The sequence below is a fragment of the Maribacter litoralis genome, assembly GCF_003075045.1.
In the GTDB taxonomy this organism is placed as follows: domain Bacteria; phylum Bacteroidota; class Bacteroidia; order Flavobacteriales; family Flavobacteriaceae; genus Maribacter; species Maribacter litoralis.
This window is the reverse complement of record NZ_QCZD01000006.1, coordinates 81862-104297: the sequence shown is the minus strand read 5'-3', so window position 1 is coordinate 104297 and position 22436 is coordinate 81862. Positions and strand designations below refer to the sequence as shown.

Annotated in this window: 19 protein-coding genes; 10 read left to right on the top strand and 9 right to left on the bottom strand. The window is 35.3% G+C overall.

From position 1 onward, the window contains the following. Positions 1–6: 6 nt before the first annotated feature. Genes DCS95_RS18260 through DCS95_RS18250 form a run of 3 tightly spaced genes read right to left on the bottom strand, consistent with a single transcriptional unit; the run spans position 7 to position 3998 of the window. Complete coding sequence (locus tag DCS95_RS18260) at positions 7–1278, bottom strand: glycosyltransferase family protein (protein ID WP_116772238.1); 1272 nt, start codon at positions 1276–1278, stop codon at positions 7–9. Next, positions 1278–3713, bottom strand: coding sequence for a YfhO family protein (locus tag DCS95_RS18255; protein ID WP_116772237.1), 2436 nt, complete (start codon positions 3711–3713; stop codon positions 1278–1280). The genes DCS95_RS18260 and DCS95_RS18255 overlap by 1 nt, the downstream gene beginning before the upstream one ends. 30 nt (positions 3714–3743) lie before the next feature. Next, complete coding sequence (locus DCS95_RS18250; RefSeq protein WP_116772236.1) at positions 3744–3998, bottom strand: DUF4834 family protein; 255 nt, start codon at positions 3996–3998, stop codon at positions 3744–3746. Between the two features lie 86 nt (positions 3999–4084). Here DCS95_RS18250 and DCS95_RS18245 point away from each other — a divergent pair, with 86 nt between their 5' ends. Both DCS95_RS18245 and DCS95_RS18240 read left to right on the top strand, forming a co-directional pair. Beyond that, the gene (locus tag DCS95_RS18245) at positions 4085–5170 is read left to right on the top strand and encodes a transporter (protein WP_116772235.1); all 1086 of its coding nucleotides are present in this window, start codon (positions 4085–4087) and stop codon (positions 5168–5170) included. Between the two features lie 88 nt (positions 5171–5258). Beyond that, on the top strand, positions 5259–6377 hold the full coding sequence (locus tag DCS95_RS18240) for a GTP cyclohydrolase (protein ID WP_116772234.1): 1119 nt from the start codon (positions 5259–5261) through the stop codon (positions 6375–6377). Between the two features lie 64 nt (positions 6378–6441). Here the strand turns inward: DCS95_RS18240 and capB are convergent, their stop codons facing one another. The 3 genes from capB to DCS95_RS18225 all read right to left on the bottom strand — a co-directional run bounded on the left by capB (position 6442) and on the right by DCS95_RS18225 (position 10997). Further along, complete coding sequence (gene capB / locus DCS95_RS18235) at positions 6442–7701, bottom strand: cysteate-C-fatty acyltransferase (RefSeq protein ID WP_116772233.1); 1260 nt, start codon at positions 7699–7701, stop codon at positions 6442–6444. A gap of 117 nt (positions 7702–7818) precedes the next feature. Further along, positions 7819–8859, bottom strand: coding sequence for a cysteate synthase (gene capA / locus DCS95_RS18230; protein ID WP_116772232.1), 1041 nt, complete (start codon positions 8857–8859; stop codon positions 7819–7821). An 80-nt stretch (positions 8860–8939) separates the two neighbouring features. Next, positions 8940–10997, bottom strand: a complete 2058-nt coding sequence (locus DCS95_RS18225) for a S9 family peptidase (RefSeq protein ID WP_116772231.1) — start codon at positions 10995–10997, stop codon at positions 8940–8942. Positions 10998–11122: 125 nt separating this feature from the next. Here DCS95_RS18225 and DCS95_RS18220 point away from each other — a divergent pair, with 125 nt between their 5' ends. Together DCS95_RS18220 and DCS95_RS18215 are read left to right on the top strand one after the other, a co-directional pair. Then, positions 11123–11449, top strand: a complete 327-nt coding sequence (locus DCS95_RS18220; RefSeq protein WP_116772230.1) for a YbaB/EbfC family nucleoid-associated protein — start codon at positions 11123–11125, stop codon at positions 11447–11449. 41 nt (positions 11450–11490) lie between these two features. Beyond that, positions 11491–11943 carry a thioredoxin family protein gene (locus tag DCS95_RS18215; protein ID WP_116772229.1) on the top strand — a complete coding sequence of 151 codons (453 nt, stop codon included), beginning with the start codon at positions 11491–11493 and terminating at the stop codon, positions 11941–11943. A 333-nt stretch (positions 11944–12276) separates the two neighbouring features. Here the strand turns inward: DCS95_RS18215 and DCS95_RS18210 are convergent, their stop codons facing one another. Continuing rightward, the gene (locus tag DCS95_RS18210; protein ID WP_116772228.1) at positions 12277–13377 is read right to left on the bottom strand and encodes an OmpA family protein; all 1101 of its coding nucleotides are present in this window, start codon (positions 13375–13377) and stop codon (positions 12277–12279) included. A 186-nt stretch (positions 13378–13563) separates the two neighbouring features. Here DCS95_RS18210 and DCS95_RS18205 point away from each other — a divergent pair, with 186 nt between their 5' ends. After that, positions 13564–13869, top strand: coding sequence for a YegP family protein (locus DCS95_RS18205; protein WP_116772227.1), 306 nt, complete (start codon positions 13564–13566; stop codon positions 13867–13869). Between the two features lies 1 nt (position 13870). On the opposite strand, the gene DCS95_RS18200 is transcribed toward DCS95_RS18205, so the two are convergent. After that, positions 13871–14893: a threonine aldolase family protein gene (locus tag DCS95_RS18200; protein WP_116772226.1), complete on the bottom strand. Its 1023-nt coding sequence runs from the start codon at positions 14891–14893 to the stop codon at positions 13871–13873. 21 nt (positions 14894–14914) lie between these two features. Further along, complete coding sequence (locus DCS95_RS18195) at positions 14915–17323, bottom strand: zinc-dependent metalloprotease (protein WP_116772225.1); 2409 nt, start codon at positions 17321–17323, stop codon at positions 14915–14917. A 194-nt stretch (positions 17324–17517) separates the two neighbouring features. On the opposite strand from DCS95_RS18195, the gene DCS95_RS18190 reads away from it, so the two are divergent. The 5 genes from DCS95_RS18190 (at position 17518) to arsC (ending at position 22394) form a co-directional block, all read left to right on the top strand. Continuing rightward, a complete protein-coding gene (locus tag DCS95_RS18190; RefSeq protein ID WP_116772224.1) occupies positions 17518–18981 on the top strand; it encodes a circularly permuted type 2 ATP-grasp protein in 1464 nt (487 codons plus the stop codon). 9 nt (positions 18982–18990) lie between these two features. Beyond that, on the top strand, positions 18991–19938 hold the full coding sequence (locus tag DCS95_RS18185; protein ID WP_116772223.1) for an alpha-E domain-containing protein: 948 nt from the start codon (positions 18991–18993) through the stop codon (positions 19936–19938). 30 nt (positions 19939–19968) lie between these two features. Then, entirely contained in the window at positions 19969–20823 is an 855-nt protein-coding gene (locus DCS95_RS18180) for a transglutaminase-like domain-containing protein (RefSeq protein ID WP_116772222.1), read from the top strand. Between the two features lie 62 nt (positions 20824–20885). Beyond that, positions 20886–21987, top strand: a protein-coding gene (prfB, locus tag DCS95_RS18175; protein WP_236564497.1) for a peptide chain release factor 2 whose coding sequence is annotated in 2 segments (ribosomal slippage) — positions 20886–20951 and positions 20953–21987 — 1101 coding nt in all. Because the reading frame shifts where the segments join, the coding sequence is not laid out codon by codon here. A gap of 62 nt (positions 21988–22049) precedes the next feature. After that, positions 22050–22394, top strand: a complete 345-nt coding sequence (gene arsC / locus DCS95_RS18170) for an arsenate reductase (glutaredoxin) (RefSeq protein ID WP_116772220.1) — start codon at positions 22050–22052, stop codon at positions 22392–22394. The last annotated feature ends 42 nt before the right edge of the window (positions 22395–22436 follow it).

Genomic DNA, 22436 nt, shown 5'->3' with positions numbered 1-22436 from the left:
TACCCATTAAATATATTCGGCCAATTTTCTGGTGAGTTCCCTTCTACTATATTGCTCAATATTGCTAGAAGTTATCATCAATTCTCCTTTCCGGTAATTTTCAAACCAACTTAAAAGTACATTTTTTAAAGCAATATCGTCAGAATGGTTAAATATTGAGCCAGTATTTGTTTCCTTTACAATGCCTGCAACCTCCCAATCTCGTGGTCCCACACCCAATAAGGGTCGCTTAGCCGCCATATATTCAAATAGTTTACCAGGTATAATTCCAATAGTATCCTGTGAATCTATTTCCACCAACAATAAAACTTGTGATGCTTTCTGATATTCCAAAGCTTTTTGATGAGAGACATAGCCTACTACTTCTATATAGTCCTGTAATCCTACTTCTGTTATTGTTGCCAGTATCTCATCACTGACCACCCCAATAAACTGCAACATTAAAGCTTTTTTAAAATCTTGATTTTCCTGAACCAACTCGGCCAAGACCTCCCACAATTTAATAGGGTTTCTACCACTTAATAATGAGCCAATATGAGAAATAGTGAACCTTGAATCTAACTGTTTTGCATTAACCACTTCACCATCAAACCCATTTGTAATCACTTGAATGGGTTTGTTTGTTATCCGTTTAAATCCTTCTTTTGTTGTATTACTAGTAACAATAATTTTATTGGCCGCATTTAAAACATCTGCCTCTAATTTCTTATGTTTTTTTTCAGCAGATGTGGTAAGTTTCAACTTTTTATGATAACCAATTGTGGTCCATGGATCACGAAAATCGGCAAGCCAATTTAAAGTCATTGATTGCTTCAAATAATACCCAATTAAATGCACGCTATGTGGAGGACCTGTAGTAATAATAGTATCGATTCCCTCTTTATCCAAAACATCTTTAAGGTAATTGACCGATGGCTTTACCCAAAATTTTCTAGCATCTGGTATAAACAAATTACCACGTACCCACAACAGAATTTTTTCAATGAAAGACTGATTTTTAGATTGAATAATTCCCGAGCTTATACTTTTGGTTTTCTTACTTGAAAAAAGTGATGCAATACGGTACGGCTCCTTTATTCTATGCTTATAAATCTTTATATCTTTTGGCACATCGTTAGCGAAGGACTCATCTAGCATTGGGTAATGTGGGTTCTCAGGGATATAAAGAACGGGTTCAACACCAAAATCTTTGAGATATTTTACAAATTTGAGCCAACGTTGTACTCCCGGTCCGCCAGCGGGTGGCCAATAATAGGTAATGACCAGCACCTTCCTCATTATGCTTCCTCTTCTTTTTTCGACCTCCAAAAGGTAAAACCTAAGCCACCAACGATTACCAACCCTAGCAAAATGGTACTTGCCAAAGTAATTTTACTTCCTGTAGCCACTACTTCTGGTTCAAATTTAAATTCAATTTTATGTTCTCCTGAAGGAATTTTTAATGCCCTTAATACATAATCAACTTTGAAGTAATCACTTTCTTTTCCGTCGATATAAGCATTCCATCCATTTTTGTAATACATCTCTGAAAAAACAGCTACTCCTTCATTGCTATTTTTAGACATATACGTTAAATGATTGGGTTCGTAATCAATTAAAGAGATTGAAGCCGTAGAATCTACTTGATAAGTCAATGGATAAATATCAGAAAACTTAGAAGAATTAACAACGGCTACATTCTTAGTATCTAAACTATCTAAAGCCATTATTTCATCATCGGCATTAGCCACAGGTTCTAATTGAGAAATAAACCAAGCATTACCATTTGCATTAGGGTTTTCAATCGGAAAGACATTTCCTTCTTGATCTTGCCTGATAACGTATTTGATGTTCATCATGTTCAAGACAGACAAATTGCCTTTGTACACATGAAAATTAAACAAGTCTTGCATACCTGCAGGTTTTGCTGCGTGATACCCTGTTATACTTTGATGGAAATAAGCCGTTTTTGCGGAATCAAAACCGTCTGTTTGATCAAAAACACGGAAAACACCGTCATCTTTTGCAATAATTTTATCTGCTGTTGTTTCTTGAAATGGTTCTAGCATTTTACGCTTAGATACAAAGTTGTCATTGTTTACATATCGTAAATCGACCCCAACCAAATCGACCACTACTAGAACTCCAATTGCAATAATCAAGAAATTCATTTTTAATTTCTCTTTCAAATACAACCAAATTAACAATGCGGTACCTAATGCAAAACCTAATGAACGTAACAAATCGCTAGTGTAAACACTTTTACGATCCAATCGAAGCATTTCTGGTAATTCCTCCAACCCTGTCATTCTCAAATTATCATCGGCAGCACCTACAAAATGAAAGGCTCCCTTGAATATGTACAACACGACTCCCAACCCTAAAATAGTAGCGGCCGCTAGGGTTAAAGATTTAATTTTATCAGCTTGTGGAACCTTGTCCTTAAACAATTTCTTTAAAGCCAAAATAGCCAAAACAGGCACACAAAGTTCTAAAATGATCTGTATGGAAGATACCGCTCTAAACTTATCGTATAACGGAAAGTAATCTATCATAAAATCGGTCAAAACACTAAAGTTCTTACCCCAAGAGAGTATTAAGGAAAGTAAAGAACCGAAAAGTAACCACCATTTGTGTTTTCCTTTTACCAAAAACAACCCTAATACAAACAAGAAAAATACGACAGCTCCTAAATATGCAGGTCCAGAGGTGCCAGGCTGTTCTCCCCAATACAAAGGTAATCCGCTAACAAAATCCAAGGCACTTGACCTTTGCAAACCTTTATCGATTAAGTAATTATATGTTTTTGAATTTTCTCCTAAATTCTCTTGACTTGCACCACCAAAAAGACGTGGAACAAATAAGTTCAATGATTCGGCAATACCGTAACTCCAATTGGTAATATAGGCTTTACTTAATCCGCCCGTATCTTCTTTAAGTGAACCATCTGGGTTTATGGTCAGTTCGCTTTTACCACGTGTACTCCAGTCGGCATATTCCTTTGTTGCCATTAATCCCGTTGCATTTGCGGCAACACCTAAGGTTACAGCGACAAGCAAAATTCCTACTGAAGTAAAAAAGTGTTTTAATTTTTTATCCTTAATAGCATACACCAAATAGACAACTCCTAACACCAAAACAAGCAACATAAAGTAATAGGTCATTTGATAGTGGTTGGCCGTAATTTCTAAAGCCATGGCCAAGGCGGTCAACACAAATCCCCAGAGATATTTTTTTCTGAACACCAAAACAATACCACCTAAAAGCATAGGTAAGTACGCCATTGCATGAGCTTTGGCATTATGCCCAGCGCCTAAAATGATAATCAAATAGGTAGAAAAACCAAAAGCCAATGCACCAACAATGGCTAATCTATAATCTACTTTTAAACAGCATAATAAAATGTAAAAGCCAATAAAATATAGAAAAAGATAATCTGCAGGTCTTGGTAAAAATCGAATTAACCGATCTAATTTCTTAATGTAGTTATGTGGATAATTGGCACCTAATTGGTAAGTTGGCATACCACCAAATGCACTATTGGTCCAGTATGGTTCTTGATCGTTGGCCTTGCGGAAATCATTCTGCTCCTTAGCCATACCCGTATATTGGGCAATATCGTGCTGGTACATAACCTTACCCTGCAGAACCGGACTAAAGTAAACCAAGGCGGCGATGATGAAAAATACGACAACAAAAAAATTGATGAAAAAGAATTTTAGACCTTGCTTCATTTTCTAAAAGTAGTGTTTAGACAAAGATAACTAGTCTAGCTCTTCAAAATCAATGTATTCACCTACTTTTTCCGAATCCTTCTTTTTTCGAGTGGTTTTTTTATTGATAATTACACTCTCTTCTTCTTGTTCGTTATATGGGTGTTGATTATCAAAAGCTTGTCTAAAATGAGATTCTGTTTTCTTTGCTGCGTAACTCAAAATTTTTGGCGCAAATAACCTTGCTAAAATTTTTAGAAGGTAATACACCAAAAGAATAATTAATATAGTTTTTAAAAAAGCCATTTATTACTGCTTATATATATCAAAAATACAATTATCACGTTGTATATGTAGAATCATATTATTAAAATATATATAAAATCGTGTTCATGAATAGTCTTTTTGCCTACTCTAAATCATATCAATACGTATTGGCTTTACTTTTATTATTTCCGTTAACCGGTTATTCTCAGTATACCGATGTAATAAATTCTAACCGACCAGGTGTTTCGGTAAGCGCTTATGCCGTAGGAAAAAATGTAGTACAAGCCGAGATGGGATTGTTTTACGAGCAAAAAGATCACACACTTTTAAATACAGAATCGAATATTTGGGGCACAGATATTTCTTTACGATATGGACTATTATTTGAGGCGTTAGAACTTAATTACGAGGGTACTTTCCAGGGTCAAAAAATCACTTTTTTGAACTTTGACCTAGAAGGTAAACGAAGAGATTTTTCCAGAAATAGAATAGGCTTAAAATATTTAATCTATGACCCCTTTAAGAATCCTGAAGCCAATAAACCAAATTTGTATAGCTGGCGAGCCAATCACAAATTTCAATTCAAGAATTTATTACCGGCAGTTTCCTTATATGGAGGTGCAAATTTTGTTTTAGGAGACAATCCTTTCTACATTGGAGAACCTACAATTTCTTATCGTGGTATGATAGCTACACAAAGTAGATTAACACCAAGGTTTGTTTTAATAACAAACACGGCATACGACCGTATAAGTACCGATGACCCAGAATTAAGTTATACAATATCATTATCTCACGCATTTAGAAATCCTAAATGGAGTGTTTTTGTTGAGCACCAAGGCATAGATAGCGACCGTTATTCAGATTTATTGATTCGTGGTGGTATTGCCCATCTATTAAAAGAAAATCTTCAACTGGACTTTAATATGGGCGCTAGTTTAAAAAACACACCTACTCGTATTTTCTTTGGTATTGGTGGATCTTACCGAATGGATTTTCATAAAGATAGCCTAAAACCGATCGAAGATCAAGAAGCTGATCAAAATGGTGGAGCCATAGATAAGAAAGCCATGAAAAAGAAAAAGAAGGAGAGAAAGAAAAAAGGCAGCGGTGCGGAAGACATTGACCTTGGTCCCACTAAAAAACAGCTGAAAAAACTAAAGAAAGCAGAAAAAAAGAAAAAGAAAGAAAGTAGCGAAATCGACTTCTAAAACTATATCTTTCACTTCAATATTTCAGTCTAAACCACTTTAGAATATAGATTAATATCACTAATATTGACACTTCTAAAGAAGTTCGATGATTACGATACATGAAGCCAAATCAAAGCAAGACCTAAAGCGTTTTGTAACTTTTCCTTTTTCGTTATATAAAAACAACAAATATTGGGTACCACCCATTATCAATGACGAGCTTGAAAGTTTCGATAAAGAAAAAAACCCTGTTTTTAAAGATGCAGAGGCATGGTTTTTCCTTGCCATGGATGGTGACAAAATAGTAGGTCGTGTAGCCGCAATTGTCAATCACCTTGAGGTTGATCAACAGAACGTAAAGAAAATGCGTTTTGGCTGGTTTGATTTTGTGGACAATCCTGAGGTATCAAAAGCTCTTTTAGACAAAGTTGCCGAAATAGGAAAACAACATCAGTTAGAATATATGGAAGGTCCGGTTGGCTTTTCAAATTTGGACAAAGTTGGTGTACTCGTTGAAGGGTTTGATCATATTGGTACTATGATTACTTGGTACAATCACCCTTATTACAAAGATCATTATGAGAATCTTGGGTTTGTAAAGGAAAAAGAGTACATGGAAAACAAGTTTCCGGCAGGTAATGCAGACCCTGCACTATTTACAAAGCTGAACGACCTTGTAAAAAGAAGATATGGTCTTAAAGAAGTTAATTTCACCAAGACCAAAGAAGTAATGCCATTGGCAGATGAAATGTTCGACTTGTTCAATGAAACCTATGCCAACCTTTCATCTTTTGTACCTATTACCGAAATACAAAAAGCTTACTTTAAAAAGAAGTATATAAGTTTTATAAATCCCGAGTATATAAAATTCATAAAGGACAAGGAAGATAAACTGGTAGCCTTCGCCATTGTTATGCCTTCATTTTCAGAAGCCTTGCAAAAAGCAAAAGGTAAGTTGTTTCCGTTCGGGTTATACCATTTATTAAAAGCCAAGAAAAATAGTAAAGACGTTATTTTCTATTTGATAGGCATATTACCTGAATACCAAAATAAAGGCGTTACCGCGGTCATTTTTAACGAATACTACAAAACCTTCAAAGAGAAAGGGATCGATATGTGCTACAGAACTCCAGAGCTAGAAGAGAACATTGCTATAAAACAAATGTGGAAACATTTTGACCCTGTGGTCTATAAACGCAGAAGAACATATAGAAGACCACTTTAACAAAACAAAAAAAGCCCGGAACCAAATTTGGTTCCGGGCTTTTTTTATGAATAACTTAATTGGACTACTCGCCCATTGCAGCCGCAACGGCAGCAGACAATCTTTTATAAGTACCGTTCTGCAAGCGCTCTCTAATAGCTGAAAATGCCGATAATGTTTCTTCAACATCTTGCAACGTATGCGTAGCAGTTGGTATTAAACGTAAAAGAATCAATCCTTTCGGTATTACAGGATACACTACGATAGAACAGAAAATACCGTGATTTTCACGTAAATCCTTCACTAAAGCCATTGCTTCTGGAATACTACCGTTAAGATATACCGGTGTAACACAACTTGTAGTTGTACCAATATCGAAACCTTTTTCTTTTAATCCGTTTTGTAATGCATTTACGTTTTCCCAAAGTTTAGCTTTAAGCTCTGGTTGTGTTCGTAACATATCCAAACGTTTTAATGCTCCCTTTACATAAACCATTGGTAATGATTTAGCGAACATTTGCGAACGTAAATTATATTTTAAATAATCAATGATTTCTTGGTCTGCAGCTACAAATGCACCAATACTGGCCATAGACTTAGCAAAAGTTGCTAAATAAACGTCTATACCATCTTGTACACCTTGCTCTTGCCCTGCACCACCACCGGTTTCACCTAAAGTTCCAAAACCATGTGCATCGTCGACCAATAATCTAAACTTGAATTTTTCTTTTAAAGCAACGATTTCCTTTAAGATACCTTGCTCACCACGCATACCAAAAACACCTTCGGATATCACTAAAATACCTCCCCCAGTTTGCTCGGCCAATTTAGTGGCACGCTCCAAATTCTTTTCTAAGCTCTCTGCATTATTATGCACGAAGGTAAAACGCTTGCCCATATGCAAACGTACACCATCAATAATACAAGCATGACAGTCTACATCATAAACGATAATATCATCTTTGGTTACAAGAGCGTCGATTACAGACATAAAGCCTTGGTAACCAAAATTCAGCAAGTAAGAAGCTTCTTTTTGTACAAAGGCAGCACATTCGCGCTCCAATTGCTCATGAAATTCTGTATGCCCACTCATCATTCTTGCACCCATGGGGTATGCAGAACCATATTCAGCTGCAGCCTCTCCATCTACCTTCTTAATCTCAGGAAGATTCGCTAACCCTAAATAGTCATTGATACTCCAAGTAATAACATCTTTACCTTGAAATTTCATTCTATTAGAAATAGGACCTTCCAATTTAGGGAAAACAAAGTACCCCTCTGCTTGTGAAGCCCATTTACCTAAAGGGCCTTTATTAGCTAAAATTCTATCAAATAAGTCTTTCATTGTTTAATTTGGATCTGTCTGCAAAAGTAAAAAAAATTGATAAAGATTCATAAATTATTTATTATGCAAAAAAGTGGGTCAAAGACCCACTTTTTATAAATTTTAAAGAGCTTCTTTTTACTTTACGTATTGTATTTCTTGTGTCTCTTCAACAGTATTGGTATTCAAGAAACCTTGATCTTCCATCCACTGGTCACTATATATTTTACTCATATAGCGAGAACCGTGATCAGGGAAAATACACACAACATTACTGTTCTTGTCAAATGTATTTAATTCATTTAATTGCTTAATAGCCTGCATAACTGCACCACTAGTATACCCAACAAAAATACCTTCTGTTCTTGAAATTTCTCTAGCCGTATGGGCACTTTCTGCATCGGTAACCTTTATAAATTCATCAATTGTACTAAAATCAGTAGCACCAGGAATTAAGTTTTTACCTAAACCTTCTATTCTATATGGATAGATTTCATTAGTATCTAGCTCACCGGTTTCATGATACTTTTTTAATACCGAACCGAAAGCATCAACACCTATAACTTTAATGTTCGGGTTTTGCTCTTTTAAAAAACGAGCAGTACCAGAAATAGTACCTCCAGTACCACTGCAAGCAACCAAATGTGTTATTTGCCCACCGGTTTGCTCCCAAATCTCTGGACCAGTAGATTTATAGTGCGCTTCCATATTCAGTTTATTAAAATACTGATTAATGTATATGGAACCTTTTGTTTCTTTATGTAATCTCTTAGCTACTTCGTAATATGACCTAGGATCATCTGCACTTACGTGAGCCGGACAAACATATACTTTCGCACCCATTGAGCGCAACATGTCTATTTTATCTGGAGAAGACTTGGAACTTACCGCCAGTATACAATCGTACCCTTTTATGATACTTGCCATTGCAATACTAAAACCAGTGTTTCCAGAAGTTGTTTCTATTACAGTACTACCTTCGGTAAGTATACCTGCCTTTTCTGCCTGCTCAATAATATGAATCGCAATTCTATCTTTAGAAGAGTGACCCGGATTGAACGCTTCTACCTTGGCGTAAAAATTACCAGTAAGATTTTCTGCTATTCTATTTAACTTAACTAATGGAGTATTACCAACTAGTTCTAAAATATTGTTGTAAGCCCTGATCTCATTTTTCATAAGGGGGATATCAATGTTTAGTTATTTTATTAAAAGAAATTTCTTAAAATTTATGAGGCAAAAGTACCATTTTTTTTCAACTATGTGATTTTTCCTTCTAAATCTAAAAGAAATGCATATTCTTTAGCAACTTCCCTTAACGACTCAAATCTACCTGAAGCACCGCCATGACCCGCATCCATATTAGTATTCAATAGTAATTGGTGGTCGTCTTTCTTTAACTCTCGCAACTTGGCAACCCACTTTGCAGGTTCAAAATACTGCACTTGCGAATCATGTAAACCTGTTGTCACCAACATGTTCGGATACTCTTGTGCAACCACATTATCATAAGGGGAATATGATTTCATATACTCATAATACACCTTATCATTAGGGTTGCCCCATTCATCATACTCACCCGTAGTCAAAGGAATAGAATCATCTAACATTGTCGTAACCACATCAACAAATGGCACGGCTGCTATAACACCATTATAAATATCCGGCTGCATGTTTATAACCGCCCCCATTAGCAAACCACCGGCAGAACCGCCCATGGCATACAAATGCTTGGCACTGGTCATTTTCTGTTCAATCAAAAATTTGGAGCAATCTATAAAATCGGTAAAAGTATTTTTCTTTTGTAATAATTTACCGTTTTCGTACCAATTACGACCAAGGTACTCGCCTCCTCTTATATGGGCAATAACAAACACAAAACCACGGTCTAGCAAGCTTAACCTTACAGTAGAAAAGTACGGGTCAATAGTTGAACCGTAAGACCCGTATGCATATTGTAATATGGGAGTATCTTCATTTAACTCCGTATCTTTTCTATGCACTACCGACATGGGTATCTTTACACCATCTCTAGCGATAGCCCATAGACGAACTTCTGTATAATTTTCTTTATTGAACAAGCCACCAAGTACCGTTTGTTCTTTTTTGATGACTTTGTCCTTCGTTCGCATATTAAAATCTATTACGGAACTGGGCGTCGACATAGAATTATAGGAATACCTTAGTATTTCAGTATCAAAATCAGGATTGTTCCCTACATAAGCGGTATACGTTTCACTTTGGAAAGGCAGATAGTATTCCTCTGCGCCATCCCATCTCACAATCCTAATTTTATTCAATCCGTTTTCACGCTCAGATAGTACATAATATTCCTTAAAAATATCAACGTCCTCTAGCAATACTTCTTTACGATGTGGTATAAATTCTTGCCAATGCTCTGATGAAGTTTGATTTTCTGCAGTGCGCATTAACTTAAAATTCTCTGCCTTATCCTTATTGGTAAGAATGTAGAAACTATCTGCATAATGGAAAATAGTATATTCCAAACCACGTTCTCTAGGAGAAAATACTTCAAACTCCCCATCAGGATTATCCGTAGATAATATCTGAAATTCTGATGTTAAGGTGCTAAACGATCCTATGACCAAAAATTTCTTCGATTTGGTTCTATAAATAAACGTGCTAAAGGTATCATCTTGTTCATGAAAAATTAAAACATCTTCAGAAGTAGGCGTACCTAATTTATGCTTATAAATTTTATCCGACCTCAATGTAACAGGGTCTTTACGGGTATAAAACAAAGTTTCATTATCATTTGCCCATACACCGCCACCTGTAGTATTTTCTATTTTATCATCTAAGATTTCACCCGTTTCCAGGTTTTTGATCTGTAAGGTATATTGCCTTCTAGAAACAGTATCTACTCCATATGCGGCTAATTTATTATTAGGGCTAATGGCAATACCACCAAGATTAAAATAATCGTGCCCCTTTGCCATTTCATTACCATTGAACATAATTTCCTCCTCAGCACTCAAATCATGCTTGAATCTAGAGTATAAGGGATATTCACCTCCAATAACATATCGGGTACTATACCAGTAATCATTCAATTTATAAGGCACAGAAGAATCATCTTCCTTAATCCTACCTTTCATTTCTTGAAATAATTCTTCTTGAAAATCCTTGGTGTGCGCTGTTATAGCATCGTAATAGTTATTTTCTGCCTCAAGATAAGCTAATACCTCATTATTTTCCTTGTCGTTAAGCCAATAGTAATTGTCTATTCTAACATCATTATGAATAATTAATTCTTTAGGAATTTTTTTCGCCTTTGGCGGATGCTTAATACTCATACCAACTTCATTATAAAATAAGACGGCAAAAATAAGACTAATTCATAGACCCCCGTTTTAATATGACCAAAAACTAAAATGCTCCTATTTTTAGTATTTTTACCAAAAAATTAAAAAACAAAACTATGTTCGGAGATATGATGGGTATGATGGGAAAACTCAAAGAAACCCAAAAAAAAGTTGAAGAAACCAAAAAAAGGTTAAATACAGTTACTCTTGAAGAAAAGTCTAATGACGAATTGGTTTCGATAACCATAACTGCAAATAGAGAAATTAAAAAAATAGCAATAGATGACAGTCTTTTAGAAGATAAAGAGCAACTAGAAGATTATTTAATACTAACCTTGAACAAAGCCATACAAAACGCAACGAACGTAAATGAAACCGAATTGGCTGCTGTTGCCAAAGACGGTATGCCCAATATTCCGGGAATGGATTCGTTATTCAAGTAAGATTGGCAGGTTATTTGCAATTGACATTTAAAATAAAATTCATGAAATATCTTTTTTTATTATTTATGATTCCGTTTTTAGCTACTGCCCAAGCGGAAATTACAACTGTAAATGATTCTAAATGGATCACGAATTACGAAACTGCTATTTCAAAAGCAAAAAAGCAGAAAAAAAATGTACTTGTATATTTTACAGGTAGTGATTGGTGCCCTCCATGTAAAATGTTAAAGACCGATTTATTTGACACAAATGAATTTCAAGAACTATCTGACAATTACATATTGTTATATATAGATGTACCTAGAAACAAGGACCTTTTAAGCGCAAAACAATTGGCCCACAATAAAGATTTACTAACCAAACTGAACAAAAAGAAAGTGTTTCCACTTTTTAAAGTATTGGATTATAAAGGAAAAGAGTTAGATGCCCTTTCTGGTTATAGCATGAACGGTGTTATAGATTCTCATCTTAGACTTCTTGAAAAGAATAAGTAATTTATTAATATTCAAAAAAAAATGGTCTATGAAACATAGACCATTTTTTTTACCTCAACATCACTCTATTATATTATTATAAGCTTTATCTACTTACAATTATTACCCTGCATAATAGATAATTTTTACGACTGTAATAAAGAGCATTATTAGTTTAAGATTGTGATAAGATCAAAAAATAACCTCAACTACAACCTTTACGAAAAAACATTCTTACCAAAACAAAACAGCATCAAACAATAAAGTAAGATGTTTATTATGATTTAAGTTTAAAGCATTAAAAAAGGGCTTACTTTATGTAAGCCCTTTTCAATCAAAAAAACAACCTAATTATTAATTGTTAATTAATCTAAATTGAGTTCTTCTATTTACTGCATGCTCTCTTGCCGTACAAGAAACACCATCACTACATCTGTTCAATAATCTAGTTTCACCGTAACCGTTAGCTACTAAAAGACTAGAGTTTACACCTTTTGTAATTAGGTAATCAGCTACAGCCTTAGCTCTTCTTTCAGATAGGTCTTGGTTAGATACTGAACTACCCTGAGAATCTGTATGAGAAGCTAATTCAACTTTCACTCCTGGGTTTTGCGCCAATATTGGAAGTAATCTGTTATCAATAATACTCTTAGCTTCTGAAGTCAATGTTGCACTACCAGAGTTCCAGTTTATAGGTAAAGCTTGGTACTCAACTAAAGCACATTCCACTTCTTTCCACGTAGTTAAACCACCTTTTTCCTTTAAAACTTCTTTGGTGATCGTAGTTGTTTTGGCAGGTATAATCTCTTCAACAGTATAGGCATCTTTATCCAATACGGTTTTAGTGATTTCTTTGTATTCTGCTGGTATAATTTTTTCAACTACAGTAGCAGGCGAAAGCAATACAGCTTTAGTATAAGAACCATTTTGAGATCCTAAAGGAGAACTTGTTGTAGAGGCATCACTAGCCAATACTTGAGTTGAAACTGTTTCGAACTGTGCAGGATACCCTTTGTAACACCAGTATCTACAATCATCTGGATTTCCTGACTCACAATCAGGAGCGGCAACACCAAGTTCCCACTGTGCATATGCAGGCTTAATTTCTATAGTTTGTGTACTGGGAGAAAAAGAAGCAGGGATTACTTTTAAAGAATTTCCACCTCCTTTAGATACGTAAGTTACCGTTTCCGTTCCCCACTTAGCAGGAACCACGGTAAGCACTTTTTCTTCTTCTCTAACCAATACACGCTCTGTAATTGTCTTAAAAGTAGCAGGAATCGTTTTTAAAATTTTGTACGATGGATTTGTTGTAATAGTAGTTGTTTCATTCACATAAACATCTGGCGTTGTACAACGAACATAACATTTACCTGGTTCTGGGTTTGACGGCAAGTCTTGTGCCATTGCAAAAGAAGCAGAAAATGCAACTGCTAGAAATAATACTTTCTTCATTTTGATAGTGTTTAAAATTAATAATTGGTTATTTATAATTATTTATCCGAGGTTTCCTGTTAACCGGTTTAATTTGAGTGTCGAGCTCTATTAAAAAAACCTTTATTTAACGCCTCAATAATTAAGACACACTATTATTTAAAAAGTCACTAAAAAGCAGAGAAAATATTATTTATCTTTAAGGATATGATTAAAATTATTAAAGATAAAGACGGATTCTACCAGTTTATTTTAAAGTCTGGCAATGGGCAAGTATTATTAAAAAGTATACCCTTTAATAGTGAAAATGAAACAGATAAGACAATAAGGGATATTAAATCACTAAAAAAATCTAACGGAAAATTCTTTGAAAGAAGAACCAACACCGATGGTAAATTTTTGGTGGAATTAAAAAATTCTACTGGTAAGATTGTAGGCGCTAGCGGATTTTATTCTTCTGAAGCAGGAATGGAAAATGGCATACTCAATATTAAGAACAGTTTAGAAGAGTGAATTAAAAAGCGGCCAAATGCTTAAGCAATTCGTTATGCATATTATCTGTATAGTCTAAATGGGTTACCATTCGCAATTTTCCTTGTCCCATACCTATTATTAGAATTTCTTTTTCTTTTAATCTATTTACAAATTGATCACTTGTCATAAATGACTCATCAATTTCAAAAATGACGATATTGGTTTCTATAGGCTCCACTTTTTTAATGAATGACTTTGCCGATAAAGCCTCCCCTATTTCCTTTGCTCTTTTATGATCATCGGCTAAACGGTCTACATGATTATCCAGCGCATAAATAGCAGCTGCGGCCAAGAAACCAGATTGCCTCATACCGCCCCCAAATATTTTACGAATACGAATAGCTTTTTCCATTTGTACTTTTGTACCCAATAATAATGACCCTACAGGGCAACCAAGCCCTTTACTTAAACAGACACTAATAGTATCAAAAAGCTCACCGTATTGCAAAGGAGTCTCTTTCATTTCTACCATGGCATTCCATAATCGGGCACCGTCTAAATGATACCCTAAATTATGTTCATCGCACACTTTTCTAATCGCTAGCAACTCATTAAAATCCCAACAAGTTCCTCCTCCTTTATTTGCGGTGTTTTCTATACTTACCAATGTAGTTAATGGGCTATGATAAAAATCTGGTGGATTTATAGCTGCCGTAACCTGCTCAGCGGTCATGGTTCCTCTATCACCATCAACCAATCTACAAGACACTCCGCTATTAAAACTAACACCACCACCCTCATAATTATAAATGTGGGCATATTTATCACAAATTAACTGTTCACCAGGCTGTGTATGTAACTTAATCGCAGTCTGGTTGGTCATGGTGCCACTTGGAAAAAAAAGTGCCGACTCCATTCCAAAAAGTTTAGCTGCCTTTTCCTCTAGGGCATTTACCGTTGGATCTTCTTTAAACACATCATCACCAACGGCTGCAGACATCATAGCATCTAACATACCTTGGGTTGGTTTGGTTACCGTATCACTGATAAGATTAATAAGCATACTTGAATTATAATAAGTGAATTAGTGAAAACATGTTGTTCCAATTGGCGAACCATCTGGAATTTTTGGCGAAGGTATCACTTTGAACAATTCTGGATGCTCATCAAAGGCGTTAATTCTTTTGACCATTTCTGCACTAATGGCATTACTTCCAGAATCCTTCGAAAATTGAGAACGTAGTTCTTTTAATTTTTGAGAAGCAATGGCATTTACTTGTGGGTGTACATTATTATGACCAGCCAAGTTCATAACATGCAGTAAAACCCTAAAGTTTATAATGGTCTGTGCTTCGTTTAAATATGCGTTTTTTTGCTTTTTATTAATAGTTGAGGCTATCAATTTATCTAAAACCTCATCTAAACCAACATTATCGGTATCAACAGCTTTTTGCTGAATAAGTCTCGATGCCTTTTCTGGATGCAACAAAAACTTCAAAGTCATATCAGAAGCAGTTTCTACAGCTGATAGTGCATCGAATGACACACCTGTTTTACCTTTTATGGATTCCCTTGTTCTAGGTGTACCAAAAGAACGCGGCGGAAATAAGCTTAACTTATCTTTTGGTATTGCGATCTCATTGGCATCCAAGGTTTTCAACACAGTCTTCAGGGCTTCTTCTTGCATCGCTTTATTGGCAATAGCGACCACTTCTTGCCCATCACCCTTTACGGCATAATTATATTCCAACCCACCTATTATTTTGGCTACACCTTCAGTTTGGTACCTATGAAAGAAATATAGCGGCACAAACACATCTTCCAATACAGAATACGGTGTACCTTCTTGAATATTATCAACAGAAAAATTATCTATTGCAACCTTACGGATGTTCAGCATATCTTCTAACTCTTTACTGACATCGGTACCATTATCCCACAAATGGGCTAAAACATGGGCACTACCTTGCGGTCTTGCATCTTGATCGGTAATGTAACGTAGTCCGTCGGCTTTTGCTTTATCTAAAATCTTGTTCAAGCCTTCTTTTTCACTTTCCCCATTCTTAAAATCTTGGTAAGAATAAGCCACAGTTACCTTGTCCCAATCACCGATACCGGTTTCATAGGCATTTGCAAAGTTGATCTCGCCATCTTTTAAAGTAAACTGTGGATGAGGATAATCCATCACCGAGGCTTTGCCCGTGGTACTGGCAGCATAATTATGCGCAAACCCTAAAGTATGTCCTATTTCATGAGCAGACAATTGCCTAATACGCGCTATGGCCATTTCTAACATGTGCTCATAATTATCGTCTCGCTCGGCAAATGGTTTATTCATTAACGCCTGAGCGATTAAAAAATCTTGTCGTATTCTCAAGCTACCCAGACTTACATGACCTTTCATAATTTCACCAGTTCTTGGATCGGTAATACTACTACCATAACTCCACCCTCTGGTAGATCGGTGAACCCATTGAATTACATTGTAGCGAACATCTAAAGGATCCGCGTCATCTGGTAACATTTTTAGCTGAAAGGCATCTTTATATCCAATAGCTTCAAAAGCCTGGTTCCACCAACGACCACCTTCTAATAAAGCAGATCTTACAGGTTCTGGTGTACCATTATCCAAATAATAAATTATAGGTTCAACCGCCTCGCTCACTTCTGCAGTAGGGTCTTTTTTCTCTAAGCGGTGTCTTCTTATAAATTGCTTTAAAATATTTTCTTCAACAGGAGTAGCATAATCATAGTAGTTAAAAGGAGAAGAGCCCGACCTTGGGTCGAATACACGTTTTTTGTACTTATTATCCGGTAACTCTATAAATGAATGATGTTCTGCAACGGTAACCAGGTTTGCATTTGGAGCTACGCTTCTTATATAGCTTCCTTTCGCCTGCCCCTTAAAAGTCATCGTAACATCGAACTCTACATTTTTAGGAAAAGCCTTGGTTCTATCTAAAGCAAATGCACTTTTAGATTTATCAAGGCTATAAGAACCTTGTTCTCTTCTCTTTAACCGACTAGAAACTCCGTGAGCATCTTGCATTAAAAAATCTGTGATATCTATTATATATGTACCGTTATTCTCTTCTACAATAGGAAAGCCAAATAAAACGGATTTAGCAAAAGCCTGTTCTACAGATTTACGTTCTAGTTCATTATTGGTAATGGCCCTATATTTTAAATTAGGCTGTATCAACAATAGTTTGTTGCCCGCTTTTGTAAAGTAAACAACTTGCTCGTCGCCCAACTGCCCTCTATCCAAACCTATATCATTGCTACCAATACCACTACTTAGTGAATATACATATAGAAATTCTTCATCTAATTTTTCAACTTCTAAGTATATTTTATCACTTCCCTCGTCGTAGTAAAAATTATAAAACCCTTCATATTTTTCAAAGTATTTCTTTTTATCGCTAAACTGTGCGGATACCATTGAGATCGATAAAAGTATCAATCCAACAAAAAGTACATAGTGCTTTCTCATTCTCTATAAGTTTTCCTTAAAAGTATAGAAAAACCAACGAATGAAAAACAGGAAAGCTTAACTATATTATAATTATCATACTTGTTAAAAAAGCTATCTAATAATTATAGAATAAGGAAAAATACTACCAATTATTGTAAATATGACACTTGATATTTGCAATTTATCATGTACCTTTTAACAAAACAATTTTTATGGAGAACATTGAAAATCAAATTTTCTCTTCTTATCAAAAAAACCCAGATCTATATGACGAAATACATGATAAGAAAGGAAAAGTAAAAGAGGTTTATCAAAAACTATTCAACCTCTATGGCGAACATTCGATTAAGGATTATGTTACCTTAAACAATAAAGCCAAATCTTCATTTTTTAACCAAGGGATAACTTTTCAAGTCTATGGTGAGAACAACATTCAAGAAAAGATTTTTCCTTTTGATTTATTCCCTAGAATTATCGACCCGGTAGATTGGGATATTATAGAACGAGGATCTATACAAAGAAGTAAAGCACTGAATTTATTTTTATGGGATATTTATCATGACAAAAAGATATTAAAGGATAAAGTTGTTCCTGTAGAACTGATTACTTCATCTGCCAATTACCTCGATCAGATGAACGGATTAAATCCTCCGGGAGGAATATACAATCACATTTCCGGAACCGATGTCATTAAGCACAAAGACGGAAAGTACTACGTATTAGAAGATAATATAAGGTGTCCGTCGGGAGTAAGTTATGTCATCTGCAACCGTACTGCACTTAAAAAAGCACTTTTTGGAGTATTTAACCACTACCAGACGCATACCGTAACCAATTATGCTGAAAACCTTTTAGAGCTACTAGAATCGGTAAAACCAAAAGGTGTAGATGTTCCCAATGTAGTAGTTATAACCCCAGGCATGTACAATTCTGCTTTTTATGAGCATTCTTATTTAGCCAAAACCATGGGCGTTGAACTTGTGGAGGGCCGTGATCTTTTTGTGGAAAATGATTTTGTTTACATGAAAACCATTAAAGGACCAGAAAAGGTAGATGTTATTTACAGACGAATAGATGACCAATTCATAGACCCATTAGAATTTAATCCAGATTCCGTTCTTGGAGTACCGGGTTTATTCGCCGCATATAAAAAAGGAAATGTTACATTGGCCAATGCACCAGGCACCGGTGTAGCAGATGACAAGGCCGTGTATACATATATGCCAGAAATCATTAAGTACTACCTCAACGAAGAACCTATATTAAATAATGTACATACCTATCACTGTAGTAGGCCCGACGAATTAAAATACGTTTTAGAGCATATTCATGAACTTGTAATCAAACCGGTTGACGAAGCTGGTGGTTACGGTATATCCATAGGAAATAAATTAAGCAAGGAAGAAATAGAAAAGGTAAAAGCTGAAGTTAAGGCTAGCCCTAGAAAATATGTTGCCCAACCAATAATGTCATTGTCGGTACACCCTACGTATATTGACGATACCGAATCTTTTGAACAACGACATGTAGACCTAAGAACCTTCACCGTTCTTGGCAAAGACAAAGAGTTTGTTCTTAAAGGCGGATTGACACGCGTAGCGCTTCAAAGAGGTAACTTAATAGTTAACTCTTCTCAAGGAGGCGGATCAAAAGACACCTGGGTATTAAAAAAATAAAGAAACTATATGTTAGCAAGAGTTGCCAATAATCTATTTTGGATGGGACGTTATATTGAACGTTCAGAACACGTAGCAAGATATTTAAATGTAAATTATTTCTCCTCGTTAGATGCACCAAACTTAAAATCTCAAGACCGTCAATTTGTATTACGATCAATGCTTTTTATGGTAGGTGACCCAGAGGAAGATCCAGACAAATTTCTAAAAGAAGAAGATGTACTTTATAAAATAGGGCTAGACCCAACCTATTCTTCTTCTATAATAAATAATATAAAATTTGCCAGAGAGAATGCCAACAGTGCCAGAGATTTGATCTCAACAGAACTGTATGAGGCGATCAATAAGTTTTACCACTTTGTAATTAATTACCCAAAAGAGATTTTCGTGAAAAATGGCTTACATGACTTCACAACCAATGTTGCTGAAATGACCGACATACTTCGTGGTAAAATAAGGGGCACCCTTCTGCATGATGCAACATATGCTATAATATCAATGGGCATCAATATTGAAAGAGCCACTCAAATAACCAGAATGATCAATGCAAAATTTAATGATGCATTACTTTCTCAAGGTGGAGAAAATGATAAATTCAGCAAAAGCTTTGAATGGACCACTCTATTAAAATGCGCAGAGTCTTATGATATGATGCGCAGGTTTTACAAAAAGACACCTACCAGCATAACTACATTAGAGTTTTTAATTCTAAACCCTAATTGCCCAAGGTCTGTAATGAATTCATTAAACCAAGTGAACCAGCATGTGAAAATTTTAAATCCTGAAAGACGCTACAACAAAGACTCCACTGCTTTTCTAATAGGTAGGGTCAGGTCTGAATATGAGTATAAATACATAGAGGAAATAGATCAAGATATTAAGTCGTTTATAGAAAATATTTTAAAAAGCCTTGTGGATATAAGTGATAAAGTTGACGAAGAGTTTTTTAACTATTAGCCAAGTTAAATAAGGTATCTTTGCCCTCTTATGCCGAGAGAATTTGAAATAAAGTACAGGACCGAAATTACATACGAAGATTGGGTTCATAATGCCTATTGGCAGTTTTTAATAATTCCTATTGAGAATGATAGCCAACACGATGTTGAAGTAGAATTCAACAACTCATTATTCGCAATCACAGAGTATTCTATAAACGGATATGGATTTAAAACCCTAAGAGTACATCCTAAGAAAAAATTTAAAGAAGTTACTTTTGAAGCTACAATTAAATTCATAAAGGAAGACATTGACCCTTTAAAATTCAAGACCAATTTCAACATCGCATTGGAACATGAAGAGTTGCATAAGCTCGATTTTAAAATTAATCACGAGCGATTTTTAAAAGCTACCCCGTTTACAAATATTACCGCAACACAAGATCAATTATATAGTTTTGATGTATCTATTTCAATTTTTAAAAATCTTGAAAATTTAAATCATTGGATTTATAATTACGTACAGTTTTCAAGAAATGATATAGACAAGGGCACGCTGCTAAATGAGGTTATATTAAATAAAAAAGGTGACTGTAAAGATTTTGCCCACCTTTTCTGTGCATTGGCACGTATCAATGGTATTCCTACCAGGTATGTATCTGGCTACTTAGATCGAACAAATGGTTTTAAAGGTGATTCTCAATTACATGCCTGGGTAGAATGTTATATACCCCAAATAGGTTGGAAAGGTTTTGACCCTACCAATAATGTCTTAGCAGATATCAATCATATTAAAATATGCCATGGCAAAGATTATAATGATTGTTCACCTTTAAAAGGCATTGTTAATACACAAGGCAAGAATAAGACTACCTATTCGGTTACATTGCATAGTTGCAATAGTTAATCTAAAAATATCTTTAAACATTACTTAAAAGAGTATTATTTTTACTCAAAATTTAGAATTGTATGAACATAAGTACAGACCACTACAAAGGTCTTATAGATCGCCTTGGTGCGTTAAGGAGGTATCTTTGACATTGATGCCAAATTAATAGAAATAGAGAACGAGCAAGAAAAAACTTTAGCTCCTGATTTTTGGGACAACCCCCAAGAGGCACAGGCACACATGAAATTCATTCAATCTAAAAAGCAATGGGTCGATGATTTTGATGCCGCCCAGCTACTGGTTGCCGATTTAGAAGTGCTTATAGAATTTCAACAAGAAGGTGAGGTAACCGAAGCCGAAGTTGAAAAGCAATATGAAAAAGCGGTGAATACCATTGAAAAAATGGAATTCAAGAATATGCTTTCGGAAGAAGGTGATGAGTTACCTGCCGTATTGCAGATTACCGCTGGTGCAGGAGGTACAGAAAGTTGCGATTGGGCAGCTATGCTCATGCGCATGTATATGATGTGGGCAGAAAAGAACGGTTATAAAATAAAGGAGCTCAACTACCAAGATGGTGATGTAGCCGGTATAAAGACCGTAACCCTTGAAATTGACGGTGAATTTGCCTTTGGTTGGTTAAAAGGGGAAAATGGGGTACATCGCTTGGTAAGAATATCTCCTTTTGATAGTAACGCCAAAAGACATACCTCATTTGTTTCGGTATATGTATATCCATTGGTAGATGACAGTATTGAGGTAGACGTAAATCCGGCAGATATTACTATTACCACTGCAAGATCTAGTGGTGCGGGCGGTCAAAATGTAAACAAGGTAGAAACCAAAGTGCAACTGACCCACCACCCTACCGGTATTCAAATTTCTTGTTCAGACAGTAGAAGTCAACATGACAATAGAGCTACGGCCATGAAAATGTTGAAATCTCAATTGTATGAAATAGAACTTCGTAAAAAAATGGAAGCTCGTCAAGAAATTGAATCCTCTAAAATGAAAATTGAATGGGGCTCACAGATTAGAAATTATGTCATGCATCCGTACAAGCTTGTAAAAGATGTAAGAACTGGCGAAGAAACGGGCAACGTGGACAATGTAATGGACGGAGACATTGATCAGTTTCTTAAAGCTTTTCTAATGATGATGGGACAAAAAGAAGAAGAATAAAACGAAGAATCCCTATGTATTATCTTTGATAGGTAGGGGTTTTAATTTTAAAGAAATTAATTATGATTAAAATATATCACAATTCTAGATGCAGTAAATCTAGAGAAGGTTTAAAAGTTCTTGAAGAGTCTGGCAAGAAATTTGAGGTAGTTAAGTATTTGGAAGACATACCTACTAAAGATGAACTTAGAAATATAATTAGTTGCTTAGACATAAAACCAATTAATTTAATACGTAAGTCTGAAGCCATTTGGAAAGAGAAATTTAAACATCAATCGTTGAACGATGAAGAATTGATCGATGCTATGATTTCCTACCCAAAACTTATTGAAAGACCAATTGTAATCAATGGAAACAGTGCAGTAATCGGTAGACCAGCCTCTAACATTGACTCTTTGTTAAAATAGAATTTAGTATAATTGTTAAGATAATTATCTTAACAAACAATT